Source organism: Venatorbacter sp. C2-1 (genome assembly GCF_022832715.1).
Lineage (GTDB): Bacteria > Pseudomonadota > Gammaproteobacteria > Pseudomonadales > Oceanobacteraceae > Venatoribacter > Venatoribacter alkanivorans.
In genome coordinates, this window is record NZ_CP094879.1 from 169026 (window position 1) to 195457 (window position 26432).

At 51.4% G+C, this 26432-nt stretch carries 20 protein-coding genes; 15 read left to right on the forward strand and 5 right to left on the reverse strand.

Annotation, left to right across the window (positions count from 1 at the left end):
• Nucleotides 1–159 precede the first annotated feature (159 nt).
• From atzF to urtE, 7 genes are all read left to right on the forward strand, one after another.
• Complete coding sequence (gene atzF / locus MT343_RS00710) at nucleotides 160–2022, forward strand: allophanate hydrolase (RefSeq protein WP_145467069.1); 1863 nt, start codon at nucleotides 160–162, stop codon at nucleotides 2020–2022.
• A gap of 2 nt (nucleotides 2023–2024) precedes the next feature.
• On the forward strand, nucleotides 2025–2741 hold the full coding sequence (locus tag MT343_RS00715; protein ID WP_145467067.1) for a GntR family transcriptional regulator: 717 nt from the start codon (nucleotides 2025–2027) through the stop codon (nucleotides 2739–2741).
• Nucleotides 2742–3038: 297 nt separating this feature from the next.
• Nucleotides 3039–4295 carry an urea ABC transporter substrate-binding protein gene (gene urtA / locus MT343_RS00720; protein WP_230331379.1) on the forward strand — a complete coding sequence of 419 codons (1257 nt, stop codon included), beginning with the start codon at nucleotides 3039–3041 and terminating at the stop codon, nucleotides 4293–4295.
• A gap of 77 nt (nucleotides 4296–4372) precedes the next feature.
• Nucleotides 4373–6010, forward strand: a complete 1638-nt coding sequence (gene urtB / locus MT343_RS00725) for an urea ABC transporter permease subunit UrtB (RefSeq protein WP_145467063.1) — start codon at nucleotides 4373–4375, stop codon at nucleotides 6008–6010.
• 11 nt (nucleotides 6011–6021) lie between these two features.
• On the forward strand, nucleotides 6022–7236 hold the full coding sequence (urtC, locus tag MT343_RS00730; RefSeq protein ID WP_243989443.1) for an urea ABC transporter permease subunit UrtC: 1215 nt from the start codon (nucleotides 6022–6024) through the stop codon (nucleotides 7234–7236).
• Complete coding sequence (gene urtD, locus MT343_RS00735; RefSeq protein ID WP_145467061.1) at nucleotides 7233–8012, forward strand: urea ABC transporter ATP-binding protein UrtD; 780 nt, start codon at nucleotides 7233–7235, stop codon at nucleotides 8010–8012. Before urtC ends, urtD begins: the two co-directional genes overlap by 4 nt.
• 21 nt (nucleotides 8013–8033) lie before the next feature.
• Nucleotides 8034–8732 carry an urea ABC transporter ATP-binding subunit UrtE gene (gene urtE / locus MT343_RS00740; protein WP_145467058.1) on the forward strand — a complete coding sequence of 233 codons (699 nt, stop codon included), beginning with the start codon at nucleotides 8034–8036 and terminating at the stop codon, nucleotides 8730–8732.
• A gap of 47 nt (nucleotides 8733–8779) precedes the next feature.
• Here urtE and MT343_RS00745 read toward each other — a convergent pair whose 3' ends face one another.
• The gene (locus tag MT343_RS00745) at nucleotides 8780–9028 is read right to left on the reverse strand and encodes an accessory factor UbiK family protein (RefSeq protein WP_186435800.1); all 249 of its coding nucleotides are present in this window, start codon (nucleotides 9026–9028) and stop codon (nucleotides 8780–8782) included.
• A gap of 393 nt (nucleotides 9029–9421) precedes the next feature.
• Between MT343_RS00745 and MT343_RS00750 the strand changes: the two genes are divergently transcribed.
• The 5 genes from MT343_RS00750 (at nucleotide 9422) to MT343_RS00770 (ending at nucleotide 17947) form a co-directional block, all read left to right on the forward strand.
• On the forward strand, nucleotides 9422–10150 hold the full coding sequence (locus MT343_RS00750; RefSeq protein WP_145467057.1) for a TorF family putative porin: 729 nt from the start codon (nucleotides 9422–9424) through the stop codon (nucleotides 10148–10150).
• Between the two features lie 78 nt (nucleotides 10151–10228).
• Complete coding sequence (gene glnK / locus MT343_RS00755; RefSeq protein ID WP_145467055.1) at nucleotides 10229–10567, forward strand: P-II family nitrogen regulator; 339 nt, start codon at nucleotides 10229–10231, stop codon at nucleotides 10565–10567.
• 45 nt (nucleotides 10568–10612) lie between these two features.
• Entirely contained in the window at nucleotides 10613–11881 is a 1269-nt protein-coding gene (locus MT343_RS00760; RefSeq protein WP_145467053.1) for an ammonium transporter, read from the forward strand.
• Between the two features lie 322 nt (nucleotides 11882–12203).
• Nucleotides 12204–15560: a carboxypeptidase-like regulatory domain-containing protein gene (locus MT343_RS00765; protein WP_145467051.1), complete on the forward strand. Its 3357-nt coding sequence runs from the start codon at nucleotides 12204–12206 to the stop codon at nucleotides 15558–15560.
• 107 nt (nucleotides 15561–15667) lie between these two features.
• Nucleotides 15668–17947 carry a hypothetical protein gene (locus tag MT343_RS00770; RefSeq protein WP_145467049.1) on the forward strand — a complete coding sequence of 760 codons (2280 nt, stop codon included), beginning with the start codon at nucleotides 15668–15670 and terminating at the stop codon, nucleotides 17945–17947.
• A gap of 47 nt (nucleotides 17948–17994) precedes the next feature.
• Here the strand turns inward: MT343_RS00770 and MT343_RS00775 are convergent, their stop codons facing one another.
• Complete coding sequence (locus MT343_RS00775; protein WP_145467047.1) at nucleotides 17995–18180, reverse strand: PA3496 family putative envelope integrity protein; 186 nt, start codon at nucleotides 18178–18180, stop codon at nucleotides 17995–17997.
• Between the two features lie 280 nt (nucleotides 18181–18460).
• Entirely contained in the window at nucleotides 18461–19315 is an 855-nt protein-coding gene (locus MT343_RS00780) for an SIS domain-containing protein (protein ID WP_145467045.1), read from the reverse strand.
• Between the two features lie 186 nt (nucleotides 19316–19501).
• Here MT343_RS00780 and uvrD point away from each other — a divergent pair, with 186 nt between their 5' ends.
• Nucleotides 19502–21700: a DNA helicase II gene (gene uvrD / locus MT343_RS00785; protein WP_145467043.1), complete on the forward strand. Its 2199-nt coding sequence runs from the start codon at nucleotides 19502–19504 to the stop codon at nucleotides 21698–21700.
• A gap of 46 nt (nucleotides 21701–21746) precedes the next feature.
• Complete coding sequence (locus MT343_RS00790; protein ID WP_145467041.1) at nucleotides 21747–22835, forward strand: TRAP transporter substrate-binding protein; 1089 nt, start codon at nucleotides 21747–21749, stop codon at nucleotides 22833–22835.
• 46 nt (nucleotides 22836–22881) lie between these two features.
• Here MT343_RS00790 and MT343_RS00795 read toward each other — a convergent pair whose 3' ends face one another.
• On the reverse strand, nucleotides 22882–23760 hold the full coding sequence (locus MT343_RS00795) for an HDOD domain-containing protein (protein WP_145467039.1): 879 nt from the start codon (nucleotides 23758–23760) through the stop codon (nucleotides 22882–22884).
• A gap of 115 nt (nucleotides 23761–23875) precedes the next feature.
• Between MT343_RS00795 and MT343_RS00800 the strand changes: the two genes are divergently transcribed.
• Entirely contained in the window at nucleotides 23876–25072 is a 1197-nt protein-coding gene (locus MT343_RS00800) for a class I SAM-dependent rRNA methyltransferase (protein ID WP_145467037.1), read from the forward strand.
• Between the two features lie 85 nt (nucleotides 25073–25157).
• On the opposite strand, the gene MT343_RS00805 is transcribed toward MT343_RS00800, so the two are convergent.
• Entirely contained in the window at nucleotides 25158–26429 is a 1272-nt protein-coding gene (locus MT343_RS00805) for an imelysin family protein (RefSeq protein ID WP_186435799.1), read from the reverse strand.
• Between the last annotated feature and the right edge of the window lie 3 nt (nucleotides 26430–26432).

Consider the following 26432-nt stretch of genomic DNA (forward strand, 5'->3'; position numbering starts at 1 on the left):
CGCGCGCATATTTTCTGAATTATTTCTGATTTTTTCAGCGGCTGATTACAGGAAGCCCGCCAATACCGTGGTTTTGACTCACATTACGCCGACATAGTAAAAACTGGCACGACTGTCGCTCTGTAGCTTGTATACAAGGTTGAACACACTGGTAGTGCTATGAGCGACATCACATCAGAAAAATCGGGAAAATCATTACTGGGCTGGAGTCTTGGTGACTGGAATCAGGCCTATCGTAACGGCGCTAATGCCAGCGAATTGCTCAATGCATTACGGGCAGAAGTGCATCAGCAGGAAAGCTGCAACGGCGTGTTAAAAGAAGGCAGCGTCTGGATTGAACTGGCCAGCGAGCAGCAACTGGGAGCGCAGTTAATTCAGTTGCAGCAATTACTGGATGCCGCCGATGGCGATATGCAGGCGCTGCCGTTATACGGCGTTCCTTTTGCGGTAAAAGACAATATCGACGTTGCCGGTTTTGCGACAACCGCAGCCTGTCCGGAGTTTGCTTATGAGCCACCGGCGGATGCCACGGTGGTGCGTTTGCTGCGTAATGCCGGTGCCATTGTATTGGGCAAAACCAACCTCGATCAGTTTGCCACCGGGCTGGTGGGCAGCCGTTCGCCCTATGGTGCGGTGGCTAATCCATTTAATGAAGACTACATCAGTGGTGGTTCCAGCTCAGGTTCTGCGGTTGCGGTTGCGCGCGGTTATGTGCCTTTTTCATTGGGTACCGACACGGCGGGCTCTGGTCGTATTCCGGCAGGCTTTAATCATATCGTCGGGTTGAAAGCCAGTAAGGGGGCGCTCAGTACTCAGGGTGTTGTACCGGCATGCCGCAGCCTGGATTGTGTTTCTGTTTTTGCGTTAAACACCCTCGATGCCGAGCGCATTTTTGCATTGGCCGCGCAATTTGATGCGCAGGATGCGTATTCCCGCCCAGTGGGCAACCCGCCATTAAAAACCATCCGCCGGCTGGCGGTACCAGCCGATATGCCATGGTTTGGTGATGACGTACAGCAGGCTGCATTCACAGCGGCTTTGGCAAAAGCTGAAAGCCTTGGCTTTGAATTAGTCACCACCGATTTTTCGCCGTTATCTGAACTGGCTGCGCTGCTCTATCAGGGCCCCTGGGTGGCGGAACGTTATGCTGCCGTGGGTGAATTTATCCGGCAGGATTTACCCGGCATTAATCCGGTGGTGAAAAGTATTATTGCCGGTGGTAACAGCGGAACAGCGGTTCAGGCCTTTAATGCCGAGTACAGGCGTATGGAACTGCTGCGGGAAATTCAGCAGTTATTTCAGAGCTTCGATGCACTGCTTGTTCCTACCGCACCCTGCTTTCCAACTCTTGCAGAGGTCGAAGCCGAGCCGGTTAAGGTCAACAGCCAACTGGGTACTTATACCAATTTTGTTAATCTGGCCGATTTATGTGCCATCGCTTTACCGGCCAATTTACGCAGCGATGGGCTGCCTTTCGGTATCACGGTTATTGCACCAGCCTTCAGTGAAAATGCATTACTGACTTTTGCTGCGCACTGGCAGGCGGCGCTGCGTTTACCACAGGCGCCGGTATTACTTGGCGCACGTGATGACGAATCGGTGGTGGTGGCGGTGGTCGGCGCCCATTTAACCGGTATGCCGCTGAATCATCAGCTGACCAGCCGTGATGCAATATTGCTGGAGCAAACGCTGAGTGCAAAAAAATATCAGCTTTATGCCCTGGCCAATACAGTGCCGCCAAAGCCAGGCCTGGTGCGCATTAATGATGCATTACTGAATAGTGGCTCTGAAACAGGGCATGAAATCATTGTCGAATTGTGGCGAATGGACGTTGCCGCTTTCGGCAGTTTTGTTGCGGAAATTCCACAGCCCCTGGGAATCGGCACGCTGGAGTTAGCCGATGGCCGCCTGGTAAAAGGCTTTATCTGTGAACCGGAAGCGGTGGCCAGTGCAACCCATATCAGCGGGTTTGCTGGCTGGCGTGCGTATATCGCTCATCTGAAATCCCAGAGCGGAAATTAAGCATGTATCCAACGGATACTGAAGAAAAAAAGCGCCCGCTGAATCTGGCCGAGCGGATTTATCAGCAACTGAAAAACGATATCTTCGATTTCCAGTTGCTGCCCGGTGATCGCTTCAGTGAGAACGAAATTGCCAGGCGTATGCAGGCCAGTCGTACTCCGGTACGTGAAGCACTGTACCGGCTGGAGCGCGATGGGTTTGTGCAGGTGCATTTCCGCAGTGGCTGGCAGGTCCGGCCCTTTGATTTCCGTTATTTTGAAGACTTATACGACGTTCGCACCCTGCTCGAAGTGGCTGCGGTAAAACGCCTATGTGGGCGCGCCGGTCTTAAAGAACAGCTGGCCGGCTTGCTGACGCTTTGGTGCTGCCATGAAGGCCAACGGCTGAACGACAGTTCGCTGCTGGCAGAGATGGATGAAGACTTTCATTTTGCTCTGCTGGAGCTCAGCGGCAATCAGGAAATGGCGGCGATTCACCGTATGGTGTGTGAACGTCTGCGCATTATCCGCCGGCTGGATTTCACCCAGCAGGGGCGTATTACAGCGACCTATGATGAGCACTCTCATATTCTGAATTTAATGCTGAGTGGCAACGCAGAAGAAGCGGCCGGTTTTCTCAGCCAGCATATCGATGTCAGTAAAAATACCGTGCGCCATATTACCCTGCACCGCATTCAGGCAGCGAAGAGCCGCTACAACATTAATATCAGAGCAGATTAATGATTTATCCGGCCTGCACCAATGCAGTGAATATTTAAAAGCAGCTGAGCAATAACGGTGCGTGAATTTTCGGTAATGCGGGTTTATTCCTGTATATGGCACCTTGCTGGCTGAAAACTCTTAAAAAACAATTGGTTATAAGTTGGTACAGGCTTTGCTCTACAGGGAATGCTAACTCATAAATGGAGCTGATCAGCAGTAATCGGACTCCGGATAAAATCAAAGTACATTAAGGACGGACTCAAGATGAAAAAACTGGGATTAAACACGCTGTCAAAAGCGACCAAAGTTCTGGCGATGACCACTCTGGCTGCTGGTATCAGTCTTGCCAATGCCGCCGACACCATTAAGGTCGGTGTTCTGCATTCATTATCCGGCACCATGGCCATTTCTGAAACCACGCTGAAAGACACCGTGCTGATGATGGTGGAAGAGCAGAATAAAAAAGGCGGTTTGCTGGGCAAGCAACTGGAAGCTGTGGTGGTCGACCCTGCCTCTAACTGGCCTTTATTTGCGGAAAAAACCCGTGAGCTGCTGGAGAAAGATAAGGTCGATGTGATTTTCGGCTGCTGGACTTCCGTTTCCCGTAAGTCTGTTTTACCTGTTGTAGAAGAGCTGAACGGTCTGCTGTTCTACCCGGTTCAGTATGAAGGTGAAGAGTCTTCAAAAAATGTTTTCTATACCGGTGCGGCGCCTAACCAGCAGGCTATTCCGGCCGTTGATTATCTGATGAATGACGTTGGCGTTAAGCGCTGGGTTCTGGCCGGTACCGACTACGTTTATCCACGTACCACCAATAAAATTCTGGAAAGCTATCTGAAGTCGAAAGGTGTTGCTGCTAAAGACATCATGATTAATTACACACCGTTCGGTCATTCTGACTGGCAGACCATTGTCTCTGACATTAAAAAATTCGGCAGCGCCGGTGTTAAAACCGCAGTGGTTTCCACCATTAATGGTGATGCCAACGTTCCTTTCTATAAAGAACTGGCGAACCAGGGTGTAAGCGCGGAAGACATTCCGGTGGTTGCCTTCTCGGTAGGTGAAGAAGAACTGTCTGGTTTCGATACCAAGCCTCTGGTTGGTCACCTGGCCGCCTGGAACTACTTTATGAGCGCTGATGGTAAAGAGAACGATGCCTTTATCAAACAATGGCACAGCTTTACCAAAGACGATAAACGCGTAACCAACGATCCGATGGAAGCAACCTATATCGGTTTCAATATGTGGACCAAAGCGGTGGAAAAAGCCGGTACAGCAGATGTTAGTAAAGTACAGGATGCCATGATCGGTATTTCTGTTCCTAACCTGACCGGTGGTATGGCGGTGATGAATAAAAATCACCACCTGTCCAAGCCGGTACTGATTGGCGAAATTCAGGAAGATGGCCAGTTTGATATCGTTTGGCAGACTGAAGGTGTGGTACCGGGTGATGCCTGGACTGACTACCTGCCTGAAAGCAAAAACCTGATCTCTGACTGGACTGCACCAATCAACTGCGGCAACTATAACACAGCAACCAAAACCTGTGGTGGCGCCGTAGCGGCCGAGTAAGCCCGATCCGCTGCACGTTTGCCGGCGTTAATATAACGCTGCGCAGGCGTGCAGTTCCTTTCCAACAGGATGTTCCCATGTTCACATTATTCAGACGTGTTTTTTTCGCCGTCTTATTACTTTCTGCCAGCCATAATCTACTGGCAAACAATGCTGATACTCAGCCTTCTCTGGCCGAGCTCAGTCAGCAGTTAATCAGTGCAAACTATAAAGAAAAAGCGGCGCTGGCCGAGCAGATTGCACTGGCTGAAGATGATCAGGCCATTGTTATTTTGCAGGCATTACTCGACAGCCGCCTGTATTACGTTAAAAGCAACGGGCAATTGTTACTGGTCGACAGTTCCGGTGAGCCGGACAGTGCGCAGGACGCCTTTACCCTGCAAGCCGTCACCGGGCTGGGTAAGCGCGATATTAAAAAAATTGGCGTTAATAATTCATTGCGGGTTGCATTACGCAGCCTGATTTCCCGCGCACAGATTTCATCGAAGCATAAATCACAGCGCATGGCGGCTGCACAAAATCTGCTGAAAAGCAGTGATGATATCGACCGGGCATTTATTGATCAGGCACTGCAGCGGGAAACTGACAATTCTGTGGCTGAGGTTCTGCACCTGGTACGCGCGCTGATGCAACTGAAAGCCGATCAGACTGAAGAGCGGATTGAGGGGCTTACCGCATTGGGTGGTGCACTGTATCCGGAAGTGCGTGCCGGACTGAGTGAATTTATCCGCAGTTTCAGTGATGAAGAAAAACTGTCACGTAAAAATGAATACCAGCTGGCGCAAACCACGCTGACCGATATCGAAAAACTGGTCAGCATTAATGGCTATATCGAGAATCTGTATTTTGGTCTGGCGCTGGGCGCGGTCTTGCTGCTGGCAGCTATTGGTCTGGCCATCACGTTCGGCGTGATGGGCGTTATTAATATGGCCCACGGCGAAATGATTATGCTCGGTGCCTATACCACCTATGTGGTGCAGTTGCTGATGCCGGAGCATATCGGCTTATCGCTGGTCGTGGCCGTGCCTGCGGCATTTCTGGTCAGTGGGTTAGTTGGCGTGCTGATTGAACGCAGCGTGATCCGCCATTTATATGGCCGTCCGCTGGAAACCTTATTGGCGACCTTTGGTATCAGTCTGATTCTGCAGCAGGCTGTGCGTTCGATTTTCAGTCCGTTAAACCGTGAAGTGGCCACGCCAGACTGGATGGCCGGTACTTTTATGATTAACCCGGCGCTGGAGCTGACCTGGAACCGTCTGTACATCATTATTTTCAGCCTGATGGTGCTGGCGGTATTGGCACTGGTATTAAAGCGCACCTTGTTTGGTCTGCAGATGCGTGCGGTCACCATGAACCGGCCGATGGCCAGCTCAATGGGGATTAAAACCGGCTGGGTCGATGCGCTGACCTTTGGTCTGGGTTCCGGTATTGCCGGGATTGCCGGCGTGGCCTTATCACAGCTGACCAACGTCGGCCCGAATCTGGGGCAGGCGTATATTATCGATTCCTTTATGGTTGTGGTCTTCGGTGGTGTTGGCAATTTATGGGGCACGCTGGTCGGCGCTATGACGCTGGGTGTGGCCAATAAAATCTTCGAACCATTAGCCGGTGCTGTTCTGGCAAAAATTATGGTGCTGGTATTTATCATTCTGTTTATCCAAAAACGGCCACGCGGATTATTCGCGCTCAAAGGCCGTGCTGTGGATAACGGTTAAGGGGCATGGATATGACACAGACAAAACAATTCGGCCCTTTAACCCGTTTGCTGATGAACGATGCCGCAGGGCGAAAATTACTGCTGGTACTGGTGCTGATGGCGGTGTTTATTCCGCTCAGTAATCTGTTATTACCGGAAGGTTCATTCTTCCATGTATCGACCTACACCATGACTCTGCTGGGCAAATACCTGTGTTATGCCCTGCTGGCGATTGCGGTTGATTTAATCTGGGGCTACTGCGGTATTTTAAGTCTGGGCCACGGTGCGTTTTTTGCGCTGGGTGGTTATGCCATGGGCATGTATCTGATGCGTCAGATTGGCGACCGCGGTGTGTACGGTAATCCGGAACTGCCTGACTTTATGGTGTTCCTTAACTGGACGGAGCTGCCATGGTACTGGCTTGGCTTTGACCAGTTCTGGTTTGCCATGCTGATGGTGCTGCTGGCGCCGGGCATTCTTGCTTTTGTGTTCGGCGCGCTGGCATTCCGTTCGCGGGTAACCGGGGTGTATCTGTCGATTATTACCCAGGCGCTGACCTATGCCTTGTTGCTGGCGTTTTTCCGCAATGATATGGGCTTTGGTGGCAATAATGGTTTAACCGACTTTAAAGATATTCTCGGTTACAGCCTGCAGTCGGATAATACCCGTGCAGTGCTCTTTGTGGCCTCGGTGCTGGCTTTAATACTGGGTTATTTAATCAGCCGCTTTATTGTCACCTCAAAACTCGGAAGGGTGCTGGTGGCTATCCGTGATTCGGAATCCCGTGCTCGCTTCCTCGGTTACCGGGTTGAGCATTACAAGCTGTTTGTCTTTGTGGTGTCGTCGATGCTGGCCGGTGTGGCCGGAGCCTTATACGTACCTCAGGTCGGCATTATTAATCCGGGTGAATTTGCGCCGATTAATTCCATTGAAATTATTATCTGGGTGGCGGTGGGTGGCCGCGGCACGCTGTTTGGTGCGGTGATTGGTGCCATGCTGGTGAATTATGCCAAGACCTATTTTACCGGTGCCTTTGCTGAACTCTGGCTGTTTATGCTGGGTGGCTTGTTTGTGCTGACCACACTGTATCTGCCGAAAGGTGTGGTGGGCTTATGGGCACAGCTGAAAGAAAAATATCAGGCAGAAGCTGAAGACAATCCGCCGGCGTTGAATACTGAAACGCAAAGCAAGGCTGCACCTGAGCAGCAGGATAAACTGAACTTTGTGCAGGGAGAAAAAGTATGAGCCTGCAAACGCCAAAGCATATTGATAACCCGGCGGTGCTGTATATGGATGGTGTCAGCGTCAGCTTCGATGGTTTTAAAGCGCTGAATTCGTTATCCATGGTCATCGCTCCGGGTGAAATGCGCGCCATTATCGGCCCGAACGGCGCCGGTAAAACCACCATGATGGATGTTATTACCGGTAAAACCCGCCCGGATACCGGCACCATTATCTTTACCGATAATGCCAACAGTCAGCACGACCTGACCCGCTTTGATGAAGCGGATGTCGCCAATCTCGGCGTCGGCCGTAAATTTCAGAAGCCCAGCGTGATCGAAAGCCTGACGGTATTTGAGAATCTGGAAATGTCGCTGAAAGGCGGACGCAGTATCTGGCAGGCGTTGCTGCATAAGCTGACCGCCGAAAAAGCACAGAAACTGGATGAGATTCTGGACATGATCGATCTGGCGGATAAACGCGATGAACTGGCCGGTAATTTATCCCATGGTCAGAAGCAGTGGCTGGAAATCGGCATGCTGCTCGGACAGGAGCCACAGCTGTTGCTGATTGATGAACCGGCTGCCGGTATGACCGATGAAGAAACCATGAAAACCGCCGAACTGTTTAAGCGCCTGGCGCAGAAACATTCATTAATGGTGGTAGAACACGATATGGATTTTATCGAAGCACTCGACTGCAAGGTCACTGTGCTGCACGAAGGTCATGTGCTGGCGGAAGGTTCGCTGGCAACGGTGAAAGCCAATCCACAGGTGATCGAAGTCTATCTGGGACGCTGATCCGGTACGGAGGATGATGGGATGTTAAATGTAAACCAACTGGATGTTTCTTATGGTGCGAGTCAGGCGCTGTATAACGTCTGCATGAGTGCCGCTGTCGGTAAGGTCACCTGTGTGCTGGGGCGCAACGGTGTGGGTAAAACCACGTTAATGAAAGCGCTGTCGGGCCACCTGAGTGCCGGTAAAGGGGATATTCAGTGGCAGGGAAAATCGCTGAACGGCATCGCTCCCTTTGATCGTGCACGTCAGGGCATTGCCTATGTCCCGCAGGGCCGGGATATTTTTTCTCAGCTGACGGTGGAAGAAAATCTGCAGACGGCATTTTCAGCGCTGCCGAAAAGTCAGCGCCGTATCGACCCGGAAATCTATTCGCTGTTTCCGGTGCTGCAGCAAATGCTGAAACGCCGTGGCGGTGATTTATCCGGCGGACAGCAGCAACAACTGGCGATTGCCCGGGCGTTATTGCTGAAACCCAAACTGCTGATTCTGGATGAACCGACCGAAGGGATTCAGCCCTCCATTATTAAAGACATCGGCAGTGTGATTAAGCTGCTGCGTGATCGCGGCGAAATGGCCATTGTGCTGGTTGAGCAATATCTTGATTTTGCCGCCGAACTGGCGGATGAATTTATTATTCTGGAGCGGGGGCGGGTGGTGGCATCCGGCGCTGGCAGCGAGTTAGCCAGCTCGCAGCAGGCGAAAGAACTGCTGGCGATTTAAAGCCATAAAAAAGCCGGAGCATGCTCCGGCTTTTTTATGCGCTGCTATTACTGCGTCTGATTCTGCTGCTGTTCCAGCTGGCTGAGTTTGTTTTCCAGCTCCGCCAGTTTCGCCTGGGTGCGGCGCAGCGCTTCCGCCTGTACTTCAAATTCTTCACGGCTGATCAGATTGGCGCTGCTCAGCAGGCTCTGTAACTGGCTTTGCAGCATTAAGCGTACATCGGCTGACAGACCGGCCAGTGGGCTCTGTTGCAACAGTTGTTCGACACGGTTACGGATTTGTTCGCTGTTCATCATAGGGCTTCCTTATATACCGGCGGGAGTTTACCACACCAGGCAATATGGCCCCAGTACCGGGCGTGACCTGCGATGCCGCCATGCTTTTGCTTTATGTCAATCCGGGCCTTTGCCCCGTTTTATTTCCCCTGACCTGCTCGTGCATCAATTTAGTGCCTATGCTGATTTGCAGGTGCACCAAAAGGGGCTGAAAAACAGCCCGATGCACCGCCGTTGAACTGCTATGAGGGCTTTTTAGCTGATGGTTGTTGCTAACTCCCTGAAAAACCGCATTTTTTAAAAGTTGGCACAGCCGCTGCTATAGGACATGTACAAGGTAAGTACAGAAAGAAAACGGTGCGCTCACCGGTTTACTTAATAAAAGCTTTGAATAACTGATGAAGGAAAAGAACCATGAAAAAACTGTCTCAAGCAATCGCTCTGGCTGGTGTGATGACTGCAGGTCTGGCCGCTGTTTCTACTGCGCAGGCTGAAGTTGAAGTTTCTGCATCGGCTTCTGTTGCCAACATGTACCTGTGGCGCGGTCAGGATCTGAGTGGCTCAAGCGGTGTTCCTGCTGTATCTGGTGATCTGACTGTTAGTGCATCCGGTGCTTACGCTGGTGTATGGGCTTCCAGTGGTGACGCTGTTCTGGGTCAGGAATATGACCTGTATATCGGTTACGGCGCTGAAATCGGTGACTTCAGCTACGACGTAAGCCTGTGGACTTATGTTTACCCAAGTGCTGCAGAAACGTCTTATACCGTTTCCGGCACTGACGTGACTGCAGAAACCACTGCAGATCGCGGTAACACTTTCGATGCCTCTGACTTCATTGTCAGCCTGGGCTACAAAGGCGCTTCTTTCGCTTACTACAAGCCAGTTGGTGCTGAAAGCGACGATAACTCCAGCTACATGACTCTGGGTTACGAGATGGATGCTTATTCTGTGACTCTGGGTAAAGCCGATGACGGCGATGACAGTGACTACACCCACCTGGATGTAGGTTATGCCTTTAACGACAACATCGCTTTCACTCTGTCCAAAGTAATCGATCAGAGCGCTGATCTGGACAAAGGCGAATCCGGTATCGATGAAGATCTGAAAGTGGTTGTTTCTTACAGCCTGCCTATCTCTATGTAAAAAGCATACAATGGCCCGTGCCCCCGCATGGGCCATTAATAAAACCTAAACTCGTAGCGTTTAACAAAGGGGTTTTCTATGAAACTCATTACAGCTGTGGTTAAGCCATTCAAACTCGACGATGTGCGTGAAGCACTGTCAGAGATTGGCGTTCAGGGCATCACAGTGACCGAAGTAAAAGGTTTCGGCCGTCAGAAAGGTCACACTGAACTGTATCGTGGTGCTGAATACGTGGTGGATTTTCTGCCTAAGGTAAAAATTGACGTAGCGGTAGCTGACGACCTGACTGAAAAAGTCATCGAAGCTATCACCAAAGCGGCGAACACCGGCAAGATTGGCGACGGAAAAATCTTCGTTACCAACCTGGAACAAGTCATTCGTATCCGTACCGGTGAAACCGGCGCAGACGCGATCTGATCCTTCCTCATTAAATGAATCAGAGCCTTATGCGGGGGGCTTAGAATGGAAAATAATATTTTCGAACTCCAGTACGCGTTGGATACCTTTTATTTTCTGGTATGCGGTGCGTTAGTAATGTGGATGGCGGCAGGTTTCGCCATGCTGGAAGCGGGTCTGGTCCGCTCTAAAAATACCACTGAAATTCTGACTAAAAACGTCGCTCTGTTTGCGATTGCCTGCACCATGTACCTGGTGTGTGGTTATCAGATTATGTACGGCGGCGGTTACTTCCTGTCTGGTATCACCGAAGTGGATTCTGCTGCAGTACTGGCTGATTTCGCGGCACGTGAAGATGGTTTCCAGGGTGGTTCTATCTACTCTGGCGCTTCAGACTTCTTCTTCCAGGTTGTGTTCGTAGCGACTGCAATGTCCATCGTATCCGGTGCTGTTGCTGAGCGTATGAAGCTGTGGGCTTTCCTGGCGTTTGCGGTAGTTATGACTGCGGTTATCTACCCAATGGAAGGTGCCTGGACCTGGGGCGGTGCTTCTGTGTTCGGCATGTTCAGCCTGGGCGATGACTTTGGTTTCAAAGACTTCGCAGGTTCCGGCATCGTACACATGGCAGGTGCTGCTGCAGCGCTGGCTGGCGTGATCCTGCTGGGTGCGCGTAAAGGCAAATACGGTCCTAACGGTGAAATCCGTGCGATCCCTGGCGCTAACCTGCCACTGGCTACCCTGGGTACTTTCATCCTGTGGATGGGCTGGTTCGGTTTCAACGGTGGTTCTGTACTGAAACTGGGCGACATCGGTAATGCACACGCAGTAGCAGTTGTGTTCATGAACACCAACGCCGCCGCTGCTGGTGGTCTGATCGGTGCTCTGGTTCTGGCTTACATCCTGTTCCGCAAAGCGGACCTGACTATGGCTCTGAACGGTGCTCTGGCTGGTCTGGTTGCTATCACTGCAAGCCCTGATACTCCAACCCCTTTCGCTGCGACCATTATTGGTCTGGTGGGTGGTCTGATCGTGGTACTGTCTATCCTGACGCTGGATAAAATGAAAATCGACGACCCGGTTGGTGCTATCTCTGTACACGGTGTGGTTGGTCTGTACGGTCTGCTGGTTGTACCGGTAACTGCAGACGGCACTACCTTCGGCGGTCAGCTGATGGGTGCGGCAACGATCTTTGTATGGGTATTCGCGGCTTCTTTCATCACCTGGATGCTGCTGAAAGTCATCATGGGTCTGCGTGTGACTGAAGAAGAAGAGTACGAAGGCGTTGATCTGTCTGAGTGCGGTATGGAAGCTTACCCTGAGTTCACCAATAAATAATTGGTCACTCAGCAAGAGCTGAAATAAAAAAGCCGGTCAGGAAACTGACCGGCTTTTTTTGTTGGAGCAATAAACCCGGACGAAAACAGAGTGTGAACTACATCAGACATTCTGTGACACGTACTAATGCTAAAGTGCTGTATTTGGCATTTGGTATGTCGTAATCGTGACAGTCATTTGCAAGAATGCCCGCTCTTGAGAACAGGGATGGTCTCTTTTGCTGCGCAATGGAATCTGCGCATCTGCGTACTCCAGCGTCCTTCCCTGATTTCATTCTGATTCGCCATACCCCATGGCTTACTCTCTGCTTAGGAAGGAACCGATGGAACATTCGATTTTTAAAAAAGCCAAGCTGGCTGCTGCTATTGCTCTTGTCTCCTCTACAACGCTGATGACAGGCTGTTTGTTTGAGGGTGATGAAGCCAAATCCGTAACAACTGCTGAAGTTGGTAATAACTCCGAGCACGTTCAGACTCCAGTCGGTACCGTAATGGGTACTGTAGTCGACACCAATGGTAATCCTGTTAAAGGGGCTAAGATCTATGTGGGTGGTCGTGCAGTCACAACAGGCGCTGGCGGTAACTATGAACTGCGTAACGTTCCGGTCAGCAACCTGACCGTTACCGATAAAGGTAACTTCGTTGGTGGTGATATCCGCTTAACAATCGTTCCGCCAGCTGGTTTCCTCGGTGCGATTGTGACTGTTGAGCCGACAGCTGTTATTGATAATGGCCGCAGTGATCAGGGTACCACTGACGAAACCAATACTGGTTCAACCAACTACTTTATTGATGGCTTTACTGCAGTTGCTGGTGATGCAGTATTACCAGCAATTGGTACCGGTGGTGCCACTGTAACTGGTGTGCTGCGCGATGCGGATACTGAAGCTCCTATCGCTAACCAGACTATTAATCTGGAACTGCAGGACGTTAACGGCAGTCCGCACACGAATGGTGGCGGCAATGCTATCTCTTACACCAGCGTATCCTACCCTGCAACTACTGATGCCAATGGTGCTTTCTCCATCGCTGGTGTACCAAATGACTCCGACCTGAACTTTATTGTTGGTGGTTATGCTGTTACTGGTGTTGATGCCAATAACTTTGGTGCAACCGGTGTTACTACTGATGATGAAGTAGAAACCGTACACGTAGGTAACGTTTATGCCAGCGTTATTACAAATGCGGACGATGCACGTCCATATGTAACCTCTATTGAAGAAGTTGCCACTAATGGCTCTCGTGCAAAACTGCATGACGACACCACTAATGTGCTGACTGTGCACTTCAGCGAGCAGCTGCAGGCCGCGATGATTGATGCAAACTCTGTCATCGTACGTGATCTGGATGCTGGTGCTTATCTGAATGTAACTACTGCGGTTGCAGCTGATGCGCGCTCAATGACACTGACCGCGGACAGCAATTTTGTTGCCGGTAACCGTCTCGATATTTACCTGCTGAAAGTAGACTTCCGCGACACTTCTTCTAACTTGCTGGATGAAGACAGCAACGTTGCAGCTAACGACATTTCTTACGACTTTGATAATGTTAACGGTAATAGCGACTACGTTAAGCTTCAGGTTGAAGTTTACCGTGAGCTGAATATCAATGCGGCGGTTGTTACCAACCTGACTCAGCTGACCACCGATGACAGCCCATTACGTCTGGCTAATGATCTGGATAACGCCAGCTCAGCATTCGCAGACGTTGACATGGCACTGGCTCTGAATGGCGTACAGCAGCTGAACAGTGCTGATGATGACGATTCAGCTTCCGGTATTGATACCAAAGAGCGCCTGGCGAACCTGGTCGTTGCACTGGATAAAGCGGGTATCGTTGATGCCTCATCCATCATTCAGTTAAATGAAGATGGTACTCCGGATACTTCTAACCTGGGCCTGAACAGTAACTTCTTTGTTGATGTGGCTCGTGTTAGCTTTACTCCAAGCAATGCTTCCACTTACCGCTACTGGATCCAGCGCAATGGTGCTGCTGTAACAACCAACATCGATATCGATGAGCAGAGCAGCCCGGATGCAAAAACCACCAACACTGCTTCGAACTTTACGACTATTGCCAACAACCAGGGCTACGGCACAATTGAGCCTGCGACTGGTAGTGAATATGCCGATTTCGTTGCAACAGATATTGCGTTCCTGATTTCTGCAGTTCAGCCAGGTGACATGCTGTATATCCAGTCAATGGATGACTTCGGTAATGAAGGCTCTACAACTTCCATTGCTCTGGCAGATAACGTTCCGGTAACAACTGGCCTGCAAGACTCTTATGGTGAGCAGGATCTGACTTCCACCTCGACTGTATTTGGTGAGCAGTATGGTAATGGTGGTGAGCTGGCGAACCCGGATGCGCAGTCGCTGATCGGTACCCCGCTGCTGAACATCAATGCGGGCATGCTGGCCGACCAGGATATCTATACAGATGCAACACCATCTCTGGATGACCTGTACGAGTCCAATGAGACAAACACCACAACCGGTGATTTCTACATTGATCCAGCACTGGAAATCTACGATGCGACCGCTTATGTAGCCTGGAGTGCTGATATGAGCCGTACCATTGCTGTTTCCTTTACTGAGGATCTGGCTTGGGTTGCGCCTCTGGCTGCAGATTCCAGCAAGCCTGCCGTTGGTAGCGAGCCTGTTGATACTGCCAGCGCCGCGCTGACTAACTGGACGATCATGAACGATATCACTATCGCTTCCGATACTGATGTTGTGAATGCCGACCTTGCAGCATTCAGTGTTAACAACATTTTCACTTTGGGTAATACCGATGGTCAGACCGCTAAGGTGATCGACTTTAGTGATTTGGTTGCTGATAGCGCTGGTAATGTATCAACTGCAGCTGCAAATGCTAAAGTTGTGATTAATGATGCTCTGCCACCAGTAATGACCCGTGCGGTTTATACCGGTAATGCATTGACTCTGACCTTTAACGAACCAGTTAAAGTCAGCACCGACACTGCCATTCCGGTTGTGACGCTGGGTGGTGTAAACATCTTCCTGGATGAAGACACTATCGCAGCTCATAATGCTCTGGCTGCAGCCTCTCGTACCACGCTGACCATTCCGTTCACCACGGATAATGCTGATGACATGCTGCCTCTTAACCGTGCAGCTCTCTTTGGCCTTGCTCAGTATGACGAGCCAGATGTTAGCCTTGCTGGTGCAACTGTTGGTTTCCACGGTTCTCTGAGCTTCGTCAATGTACAGGATGACTTCGGTAATACCTGGGCTAATGACGCTGCTAACCTGACGGCACCGACCTTCGCTGCTTTCGATAACCTGGGTGCCATGCAGATCACTGCACAGCCAGTAGCAACTGCGATTGCGAATGGTGTCAATACCATCACGCTGACGTATACCTTCAGTCACGCAATTGATCTGGACGCTATGCTGGGTAATGCCTTCGGTACTAACCAGACTGCTCTGAATGCTGCTGATGTGTTGACCATCATGACCTATACCGGTGCTGCAACTGTGGATAATGGTGCTGCAACTAACGGAACGCTGTCTAACAATGGCAAAACTCTGACCGTTACTGTCGCTATGTCTGCTGGTACTTTTGCTACCACCGAGACCTTAGGTTTCAGCGCTGCAGTCCCAAGCTTGTGGGATAGTGTTGATGCCGTTGCTGTTCCTGTACTGACCGTACAGTAAGCAAATTGGGAGGGACTCCGGTCCCTCCCGTCTTTAATGCAGAATTATTTTGAATACCGGTGTATTCAAAATAACTTTGCCTATCTTCGATAAAGGACTGGGTTTTCATGAAACGGATTGTGCTGGGTTTTTTCTTAAGCATGTCGCTGGCAAATGTCTCTGCTTACCAGAGTGGCATTGATGCTGGTGGTTATCGTTATATAGATTCTGCAGAGGCAGAAGTTTCCTATGATTTTGACGATATCAGCACCAACCCTGATAGTGGCGTTATCTCTTTGGGAGACGATCAGAGTAAGATAATCAGCATTGGATTTACTTATAAATTCTATGGTGTTGATTACACACAGCTTTATGTAAGCTCTAATGGATTTATCTCTTTCACAAGTTCTAATCAGGGGTGCTGCACCGGTTATGTGATTCCTAGCAGCAATGCCTTTTCACGACTTGGTGTTGGTATTGCTGCCTGGTGGGAGGATCTTAATCCAGGTAGTGGTGGCACGGTTCACTATCTGCTCAGTGGCACAGCTCCGGAGCGTGTATTAACTATTCAGTTTAAAAACGTCCCTGCCTATAGCAACAGTGGTCGCAACACTTTCCAGTACAAATTGTATGAAGGCAAAGAGGTTGCTGAAGTTCACTATCAGGAGCTTTACGGTGACAATGGCAATTATTCTGCGGGGATTTCCGGCAGCTCCACTGTAGGTACATCGCTATACTATGGTGTGGGTGGTAATAGTCAGAATGCTGTTCCTGGTATTACTCTGCCTTATGCTGTTCGTTATGAGCGGGCTGAAATTGGTTTTAGCTATAACGGTGGTAAACCGGTGGAATTGATTGCCCCCGGAAGTCAGCGGACAATGAATATTGATCTGAAGAGCTTTATGCCTACGGATCAGGATATGCAGTTCAGCTATCACAGTGGAAATACCGCAGTATCAGTTTCTGGCCCGGGTTATCTCTCAATTAATGCCGGGGCGACCATCGTATTGCCACTTGAACTGACTTCAGCTCCGAATGCAGAAGGTTTCTATGATGTGACCGTCAGTGTATCCAGCCCGGATAATACTTTCTCTGCATTCACCATTACGTTGCGCTTGTACACCTACGAGTTGGAGCAGATTACACCTTCCAGTTCTGATATTTCCCGTACGCCATCTCTCAGCTCAGATGGGCAGAGTGCTGCGCTACTTTCCAAAAGAGATCTTGCCAGTACCGGTAAATCAAACCTGGTTTATGACGCTTTCCTGTATAACCGGACCCTCGACAGTTACCAGCAACTGACTGTTAATCCGGCAGGCAGAAACTGTAATAACGTGGTTATTTCAGGAGATGCCAGTACGGTTGCAATACTGTGTAACAGCAGCCTTGATCCTACATTTCCTAATACAGGCGTAACCGACGAGCTGTACATTTATGATGTCGATTCGGGAACCCTGAGCAGAGCCCCTTACAATGCTATTGCAGACACGACAGCAGGCCGCTTAAGCATTAATTATGATGGTCAGGTCATCGCTTTTGTCAGCAGCATTAATCCGCTGGGAAGCAACACCGATGGCAGTAAAGAAGTATTCGCTTATCACCGCGGGCGGGAAAAGCTGATCCAGTTAACCGACTTCAATATCAATGGCATTGATAGTGTTGATCTTGATTATAACGGTGAGCGCTTTGTCGTTTCGGCTAACGGTAATCCGCTGGGTGCGAATGCAACGAACAGATATCAGGTATTTACAGGCACGATTAATAATGGCATTCAGCGTCAGATTACGATTGCCACTGCCCGTGATTCGAAGCAGGTAACTATCTCTGCAGATGGTGAGAAAGTAGCGTTCAGCAGTAATGCCAGCCTTCTGGGTACGAATAATCGCTACAATATTTTCGTGGCTTCATTCCGTGGCGAAGTTGAAAAGCAGATTACAGACTCCGCGTTGTTTGATTCTGTATTACCTTCGTTGTCGGGTGATGCTTCCCGGGTTGCTTTTGTTTCCTCCGCCAGCCTCGATGACCGCGGATTGAGCAATAATTCAAATAATCAGGAAGCTTATGTTTATGATCTGAAGCGTGAGCGCGGTTATCAGGTAAGTGAAGTCAATGAAAGCCGTAACGTTGAAGATCTGACTCTTGCAGATAACGGCAATGCATTACTTTTCTCCGGTACAGCTGACTGGGATACCGGCAGCAACCCGAGCCGCACCCGACAGATGTTTATCATTGAAGGCTTTGGAGATAACAGTGTTTCCGGTTATGAGGAAGAAATGACACCATGGCCTGTTGTGAAGTCGGATAACGGGGAGTTTGCAGAGAAGTTTATTTCTAACGGCGGTCATACCTCGTTGTTGTGGATTGCCGGATTGGCATTACTCGGTCTGCGACGTCGCAGGAATAAGTAAATAAAAAAGCCCGCTGAATGCGGGCTTTTTTATTGGATTTTGTTTAGTCAGATTTCTTCGGCGTAGAAATCTTCCAGATCGCGTTCCAGTCGCTTACGTTCCAGGTGGGCTTCAATAGCACGGCGTGCCATCAGTTTCTTTGACATCTGGGAGTCTTTATTAACAACGACTTTGCCTTCCTGATCAAAGGAGACAACTTCTTCGTGGGCTTCGAATTTCATTGCTGCTTCCATTATCTTTCCCTCTGGTTGATCACAGTAAATCCTGCTGTGATTTTTCTTTTTATTGGTTGCAAAAGAATGACAGTAAACGCTGTTCAGGCCAAATTCTGTTCAGTGGCACTCAGGCGGTACAAAAGTACCCCCTATGGCGCTCAGCCCGCAGAAATAGTGGCATAGCATCCGCAGCTGTTTATTGAGGGATATTCGAAAGGAAGTGTACTGAGCAAAAAGTTATCGGCATTTTGAAGTTGCGTCGTAAAATGTCTGACCGTAAAATCTGGAACCTGACTGGTTAGTCAGATTCCAGCCGTAAAGACTTGATACTGCGCTTAATTGCATTTAGGTGTGCCGCAAACTCGGGTCCACGGCGCTGGGTTACGGCAACGGCCAGCATATCGATCACCATCAGATGGGCGATGCGCGAGGTCATTGGTGTGAATTGTTCGGTGTCTTCTTCAATATTGATATTGATTGGCAGATCGGCGGCCGCACTCAGAGCGGTGTTGGCGGGCGCCAGACTGACCACCATAGCGCCGTGTTGCTGGGCCAGCTGTACCGAGTGCAGCAGATCTTTGGTGCGGCCACTCTGGGAAATCGCCACCACCACATCCTGTTCGCTCAGCGTGACTGCCGACATCGACTGCATATGCGGATCACTGTAGGCAGCCGTGGCCACCTGCAGGCGGAAGAACTTGTGCTGGGCATCAATGGCTACCGCCCCGGAAGCGCCAAAACCGTAAAACTCTACCCGTCGGGCATTACTGATGGCATTGGCCGCGGCGGCCACCTGAGTGCTTTGCAGCTGGGTCTTCACCTGATGCAGACGCTGAATAGTGGTGTCGGCAATCTTGTCGCAGATATCTTCGATACTGTCGTCTTCGATGATGGCGAACTGGCCGATATTATTGGTGATCGCCATTTCCTGCGCGATACGAACCTTAAACTCCTGAAAGCCGTTGCAGCCAATACCACGGCAGAAACGCACGATGGTCGGTTCGCTGACCTGTGCTTCCTGCGCCAGATCGACGATGCGCATATGCATCACCTGTTGCGGGGCACGCAGCACGTACTCGGCAACCTTTACCTCAGACTTGCGCAGGCTGGGGATGGCGGCGGCGATTTCGGCCAGAATCGGGCTGTTTCTCACAACAGGATTTCCTGGTGTCGGCTGGTAAGTGAGGAATTATAAAGGGCTTTTTGCAGTGAAGCCTATGGAATACTGGCCGCAGACAGAATCTGGCCGCAGTGGTGGCGTAATACCGGCGGCGAATACGGCAGGATACTGTATAAAACAGCAGCATTTTTACCCCGGCATCTGATAGACTCGCACGCCATGGATATTTCATTACTTCTCGATCAGTTAAACGATGGCCAGCGCAATGCGGTGGCTGCAAGTTCACGCCATCAGCTGGTGCTGGCCGGCGCCGGCTCGGGTAAAACCCGCGTGCTGGTGCACCGCATTGCCTGGTTGCTGCAGGTGGAAAATGTCTCGCCGTTTTCGGTGATGGCGGTGACCTTTACCAACAAGGCCGCCAAAGAGATGAAAGGCCGTCTGGAGCAGTTGCTGCAGATACCGGCGAATGGCCTGTGGGTAGGAACCTTCCACGGTCTGGCGCACCGCCTGCTGAAGTTGCACTGGCGTGAAGCGCGATTGCCGCAGCATTTCCAGATTCTCGACAGCGACGATCAGCAGCGGCTGATCAAGCGGCTGATGAAAGCCAACAATATTGATGACAGCCGCTATCCGCCGAAGCAGATTCAGTGGTTTATCAACGAACAGAAAGATGAAGGTCGCCGCGCAGCGCATGTGATGCCATCGGCCGATCCTTTCTCGCGCACCATGCAACAGGTCTATCAGCTGTATGAAGACAACTGTCAGCTGAACGGACTGGTGGACTTCGGTGAGATTCTGCTGCGTGCGCACGAACTGTGGTTACATCACCCGGATTTACTGGAGCATTATCAGCAGCGTTTCCGCAATATTCTGGTCGACGAGTTTCAGGATACCAACAACATCCAGTACGCCTGGATCCGCATGCTGGCCGGTAATCGTGTGTCGGTGATGGCGGTGGGCGATGACGATCAGTCTATTTACGGCTGGCGCGGTGCCAATATCGATAATATCCGTAACTTCCAGCACGATTTCCCCGGTGCCGAGCTCATTAAGCTGGAGCAGAATTACCGCTCGACCAAAACCATTCTGGAAGCGGCCAACGCGGTGATCGCCAACAACACCGGCCGTCTGGGCAAGAGCCTGCACACCGAAGGTGAAGAAGGCGAAACCATCCAGCTGTACAGCGCTTTTAACGAGCAGGATGAAGCGCGTTACATCGCCGATCAGGTCGATGAGTGGGCGCGCAGTGGCCGTCAGCGTGCCGAAATGGCCGTGCTGTACCGTTCCAATGCGCAGTCGCGTACGCTGGAAGAAGCCTTGTTGCGTGCCGGTATTCCTTACCGCATTTATGGCGGCCAGCGTTTCTACGAGCGGCTGGAAATTAAAAATGCCCTGGCTTATCTGCGTTTATTACTGAACCGTCAGGATGACGCATCGGTTGAGCGTGTTATTAATGTTCCGGCGCGCGCAATTGGCGAAAAAACCGTGGATATTCTGCGCAGCTATGCCCGCGATCAGGGCAGCTCGTTATGGGCGGCGGCTGAGGCGGCGGTACAGCATGGCATGCTGCCGAAACGTGCCAGTGCGGCGGTGCAGAGTTTTCTCGATCTGGTCGAGGAAATGAGCGTCGGTATCGACGAGCTGGAGCTGCATGAAATTGTCGATCAGGTCATTAATCAGAGCGGTCTGATTGAGCACCATAAAAAAGAAAAAGGTGAAAAGGGTCAGGCACGCCTCGATAACCTTGAAGAATTAATTAATGCCGCCCGTCAGTTTGAAAGCGACGATGGCTTTAATGCTGACGACAACGATGATGCCGAAACCAACGAGCTGGCATTATTCCTCGACCGTGCAGCACTGGATGCCGGTGACGGTCAGGCTGATGAGTATGAAGATGCAGTGCAGTTAATGACGCTGCATTCGGCCAAAGGTCTGGAATTTCCGCAGGTGGTTCTGGCCGGTCTGGAAGAAGGTTTATTCCCGCACAAAATGTCGATGGACGAAGCCGAAGGCCTCGAAGAAGAACGCCGTCTGGCCTATGTCGGCATTACCCGGGCAATGGAAAAACTGATTATTACCCATGCTGAAAGCCGGCGTTTACATGGCCAGGAAAATTACAGCACACCATCGCGATTTATCCGTGAAATCCCGTCCGAACTGATTGCCGAAGTGCGGCTGAAAAACAGTGTCAGCCGGCCGCTGACGGCCCGTGATCCTTCAGCAAGAATGAAGCAGCCGTCTTTTGTGCACGGTAATCTGCCTTATTCTTTGGGTCAGCGTGTTTATCATGAAATGTTTGGTGAAGGCACGGTGCTGCAATTTGAAGGGCAGGGCAGCGGTCTGCGGGTGCAGGTTAATTTTGATGACGCCGGCAGCAAATGGCTGGTGGCCAGCTTTGCCAAACTGGATGCACTTTAATTCAGAACACAATACGGTTGAAACAATAACAAGGAGCAAACGGAATATGAAACGCCTGACGACCCTGCTGCTGTCCGTAGTGGCTATCGCCGGACTCAGTGGCTGCCAGAAAGATGCAGAACAAGCCGCTGTAGCCGCACCGCAGCAAACCTTTAAATGGAAGCTGGTAACGTCCTGGCCAAAAAATTTCCCCGGCCTTGGTACGGCGCCAGAGCGTTTTGCGACGATGGTGAACGATATGTCGGCCGGCCGTCTGCAGATCAAAGTCTACGGTGCCGGTGAGCTGGTTCCGGCATTGCAGGTATTCGATGCGGTATCTCAGGGTACAGCCGAAATGGGTCACAGTGGTGCGTATTACTGGAAGGGCAAAGCCGCAGCGGCACAGTTTTTTACCTCGGTCCCTTTTGGCCTGACAGCGCAGGAAATGAACGGCTGGATTCAGTACGGTGGTGGTCAGCAATTATGGGAAGAGGTTTACGCGCCGTTTAATTTATTGCCGCTGCCGGGTGGTAATACCGGTGTGCAGATGGGCGGCTGGTTTAATAAAGAAATTAACAGCGTCTCCGATCTCGAAGGTCTGAAAATGCGTATTCCGGGTCTGGGCGGAGAAGTGCTGGCCCGTGCCGGTGGTACGCCGGTGACTTTGCCGGGCGGTGAAATTTTCACCTCGCTGCAGACCGGTGCCATCGACGCCACCGAATGGGTTGGCCCGTATAACGATCTGGCGTTTGGTTTACACAAAGTTGCTAAGCACTATTATTACCCGGGCTGGCATGAGCCGGGTTCGATGATGGAATTTGTGATTAATAAAACTGCCTTCGAAAAACTGCCAAAAGATCTGCAGGCCATTGTGCGGGTGGCAACCAAAGCGGTTAACGAAGACATGCTGGCGGAGTACACCACGCGCAATCAGGCAGCGCTGACTGAACTGAAAGAAAAACACGGCGTGGATGTGCGTGCATTTCCGGATGATGTGCTGAGCAAACTGCAGGTGTTGTCGGAGCAGGTAGTGGCTGAAGTGTCGGCGGCTGATCCGCTGGCACAGAAGGTTTATAACTCGTACAAAAATTACCGTGATCAGGTGAAGGCTTACCATGCGGTGAGTGAGCAGGCCTATATCAACGCGCGGGATTAAATAACAGGGATTGGTTGCGGTACAGGCCGGGTGTCAGATGCCCGGTCTAATATTTATAATTACGGTAGCCAATTCCCAGCTCTTCAAAATTAGCCTCCATCTGCTCGATATCGTATTCACCCAGACCCAGATAGGTTAATACCTCACTGCCGATATTCTGCCATTCCAGATCCTCTGACTGACGGCCAAGAATGCGGTAATTTCCGCAGATATGCTCCGCCAGTTTGAGAATGGCGAGCAGCGTTTTTCCTTCCGAATCTTTGTAATTATTGGTGGCAAAAAAGCGCGAGGCGCTGTGGTGTTCGGCAATGACATCGCACAGCAGCTTGGGCAGATTCCACGATTTTGCGGTGTAATAACCGATCACTGCGTGGTTAGTGTTCAGATGCTGGTTTTCCACATCCACCACCCGCAGTTCCGGGTGGGCGTAAGACTCTTCCATCACCTGCAGATAATTATCGAAGCGTGCCATCAGCAGCGGAATACCACAGTTATGAAACAGACCCAGCAGATAGGCCATATCCGGATTGGGATAACCAACCTGTTTGGCAATGGCGGTAGCTACCTGGGATATGTCATTCGCGGTGTCCCAGAAACGGTTCATATTCACGATGGTTTCGTCGCTCATCTGACTTTTAATGGATAAGCCATTGATGATGTTAACCACACTGTTCAGACCAATCAGGCTGACCGCCTGAGCGACGGATGTAATACGGTTTTTAAGGCCATAAAACGGAGAGTTCACCACCTTAAGCACCGTACCGGCCAGCCCAACATCCTGACTGATCAGTTTGGAAATGCGGCCCAGATCCGGATCAGGCATAAACTGTTCCATTTGCAGATCGACCAGAATCTGCGGCTGTGGCGGGATTTTAATCCCCTGCATGATGTGCAGTATCTGCTCTTCCGACAGTTGCTGAGGCATGACAAGTCCGGAGAAGGGAAACGAATGTCATCAAGAATAGCACCGCTTTCTGGGGAAGTTTGTCAGAGCATGCGTATAATGCGCTCCTTTTTGTAACCGGCCCCAGAGGTGAACCATGCTCCCGACACTGCGACTCAAAGCCAAGGCTGAACGCCGTCTGAAAGGCGGTCACCTGTGGGTATACAGCAATGAAGTGGATATCGCTGTTACGCCACTGAAAAACATGACCGCCGGTACTGAGGTTGTGGTCGAAGCCGCCAACGGCAAAGCGCTGGGAGTTGCTGTGGTCAGTCCGGAACAGCTGATCTGTGCGCGCCTGTTCAGTCGTGACAGTAAACAGACGCTGGATACCTCTCTGATTGTGCATCGTTTGCAGGTAGCACAGAGTGGCCGTGAGTTGTGGTATCCGCAGTCCTGTTACCGCTGGGTGTTTGGTGACAGCGATGGTCTGCCGGGGCTGGTGATTGACCGTTTTGGCGATGTGGTGGTGATCCAGATTTCCAGTGTGGCAATGGAGCTGCGTCGTCAGGCCATTATTGATGCCGTCAATAAAGTCGCCAAACCACAGTGCATCGTGCTGAAAAACGATGGCAAGCTGCGCGCGGTCGAAGGTTTGCCAGAGTACGTGGAAGTGATTCAGGGCGCGCTGGAAGACGATTGTGCCCCGTTGGTAGAAAACGATACCCGTTTTATGGCGCCGGTGATTCACGGTCAGAAAACCGGCTGGTTCTACGATCACCGTGAAAACCGTGCACAGCTGAACCGTCTGGTTAAAGGCAAGCGCGTGCTGGATGTATTCAGCTACGTTGGCGGCTGGGGTGTGCAGGCGGCCAATCATGGTGCGGCGGAAGTTCACTGCGTTGACGCCTCTGCTCAGGCGCTCGACTGGGTAGAGCAGAACGCAGCGCTGAATGGCGTGGCAGAAAAAGTACATTGCTGGGAAGGCGATGCCTTTGCAGCGCTGCGCCAGCTGAAGGATAACGGTGAGCGCTTTGATGTGGTGGTGATGGACCCGCCGGCGCTGATTCCGCGTCGTAAAGATATCAAAGCCGGTGAGCAGGCTTATCACCGCCTGAACCAGCTGGCGATGCGTCTGCTGAGTAAAGACGGTTTGCTGGTGGCGGCATCCTGTTCCATGCATCTGGCGGAAGATCGTCTGCCGGATATGCTGCGCGTTATGGGGCGTGAGCTGGATCGTGAAGTAATGATTCAGCATGTCGGCAGTCAGGGCGCTGACCATCCGGTATTACCGGCCATCGCCGAAACCCGTTATCTGAAAGCGGTGTTTGCCCGCGTGTTACCGACCCGCTGAACGGCAGCCGACCGGCGGTGGTATAAAAACTGGTGGTATAAAAAAAGGGAGCTCAGGCTCCCTTTTTATTATGTGATCGTTCGCTTCAGTTGGCGCTGGCGAGTGGCACTTTAAGGGCGCTGGCGGTACGTTGCAGCAGTGACATCAGCTCAATAATACGCTGGCGGCATTGCTGACGCGCTTCTGCATCGGCCACACCCTGTTGCTTCCAGTTTGCCACGCTGTCATCGAGCAGCTGTAACTGCTGCTGCCATTCCAGACTCAGATCCTCGTGGCGCTGGCCAAGCAGAGCCGGTAATCCGGTGCCGGCTTCGGTTTCACTCAGCGGAAAGTACAGGTTGCGAATACCCGCTACGATAGCACCGGTATCAGCCCAGGTGGTCTGGCTGAACTCACTGCTGGTGCCACTCAGGCGTTTGGCCAGCAATTCATCTGACAGCAATTTCTGCGTAGCGCTGAAAGCCGCTTTTAATACCTGATCCGGCTCTGAGCGCTGCAGCAGGTTGGCATAGTAACCGTTGCTTGGCTCCCAGCGGCGTTGCAAGCGGTGCAAATGTTTCTGCAGCTGTTCGCTCAGCAGCTGCACGTACTGGCGACGGCGGTTATGGTTCTGAACATCAATATCGGCCGGTTCTTCATCGGCGCTGCTGGCGGCATCTTCGTGATGAACCACGTCACCGGTTTCCGCTTCGCTGTTGCTGCCCCCTTCGCTGGCTACCACAACGGGAGCAGTGTTTTCCTGTGGAAAGAAGTCGCGCGGCGAACGCTGGCCCTCGGCGCCCCACAGCATAAATTCGAACGCGTGATAGCCCAGACTGGCGTAACTCGGGTCAGAGAAACCGTGCTGTGCCAGCAGGCTGTCTTCATTCAGTTCCAGCGTCAGATCGTTAACGATGCCGCTGAACGGATAGCCGGGCACATGGTCGATATAACCGCCCTCAATCGGCCAGCTGTCGAGCAGGCTCAGGGTATGCTGATAGTCGATGCCTTTCTTGTGCCAGTCCGGTGGATCATTGATCGGCAGCTTGGCGTAAATCAGTGTCTGCAGATACGCGCTGTAAGCATTACGCCAGGCCTGACGCACCTCGCCGAGGCTCATGGGGTTGGGATGATATAAAAAGGAGGCCAGGCGGCTGTCGAGTTCCTGCGCGGTCTGCGCAGCCATTGACACCTCGGTGTAGGCGCTCAGACCCAGGTGAGCGGCGAATGCACTGCTGTCCGGAATACTGTCCTGTTCGTTTCCAGTATCTGCGGCCTGTTCTGCAGGGCTGTCCTGTTGCAGGGCTGGCTGATCACAGCCGGCCAGTAATCCGCTTAACAACAGGGCGCTGACCAGCACCGGCTTTGCGTACTTCACAGG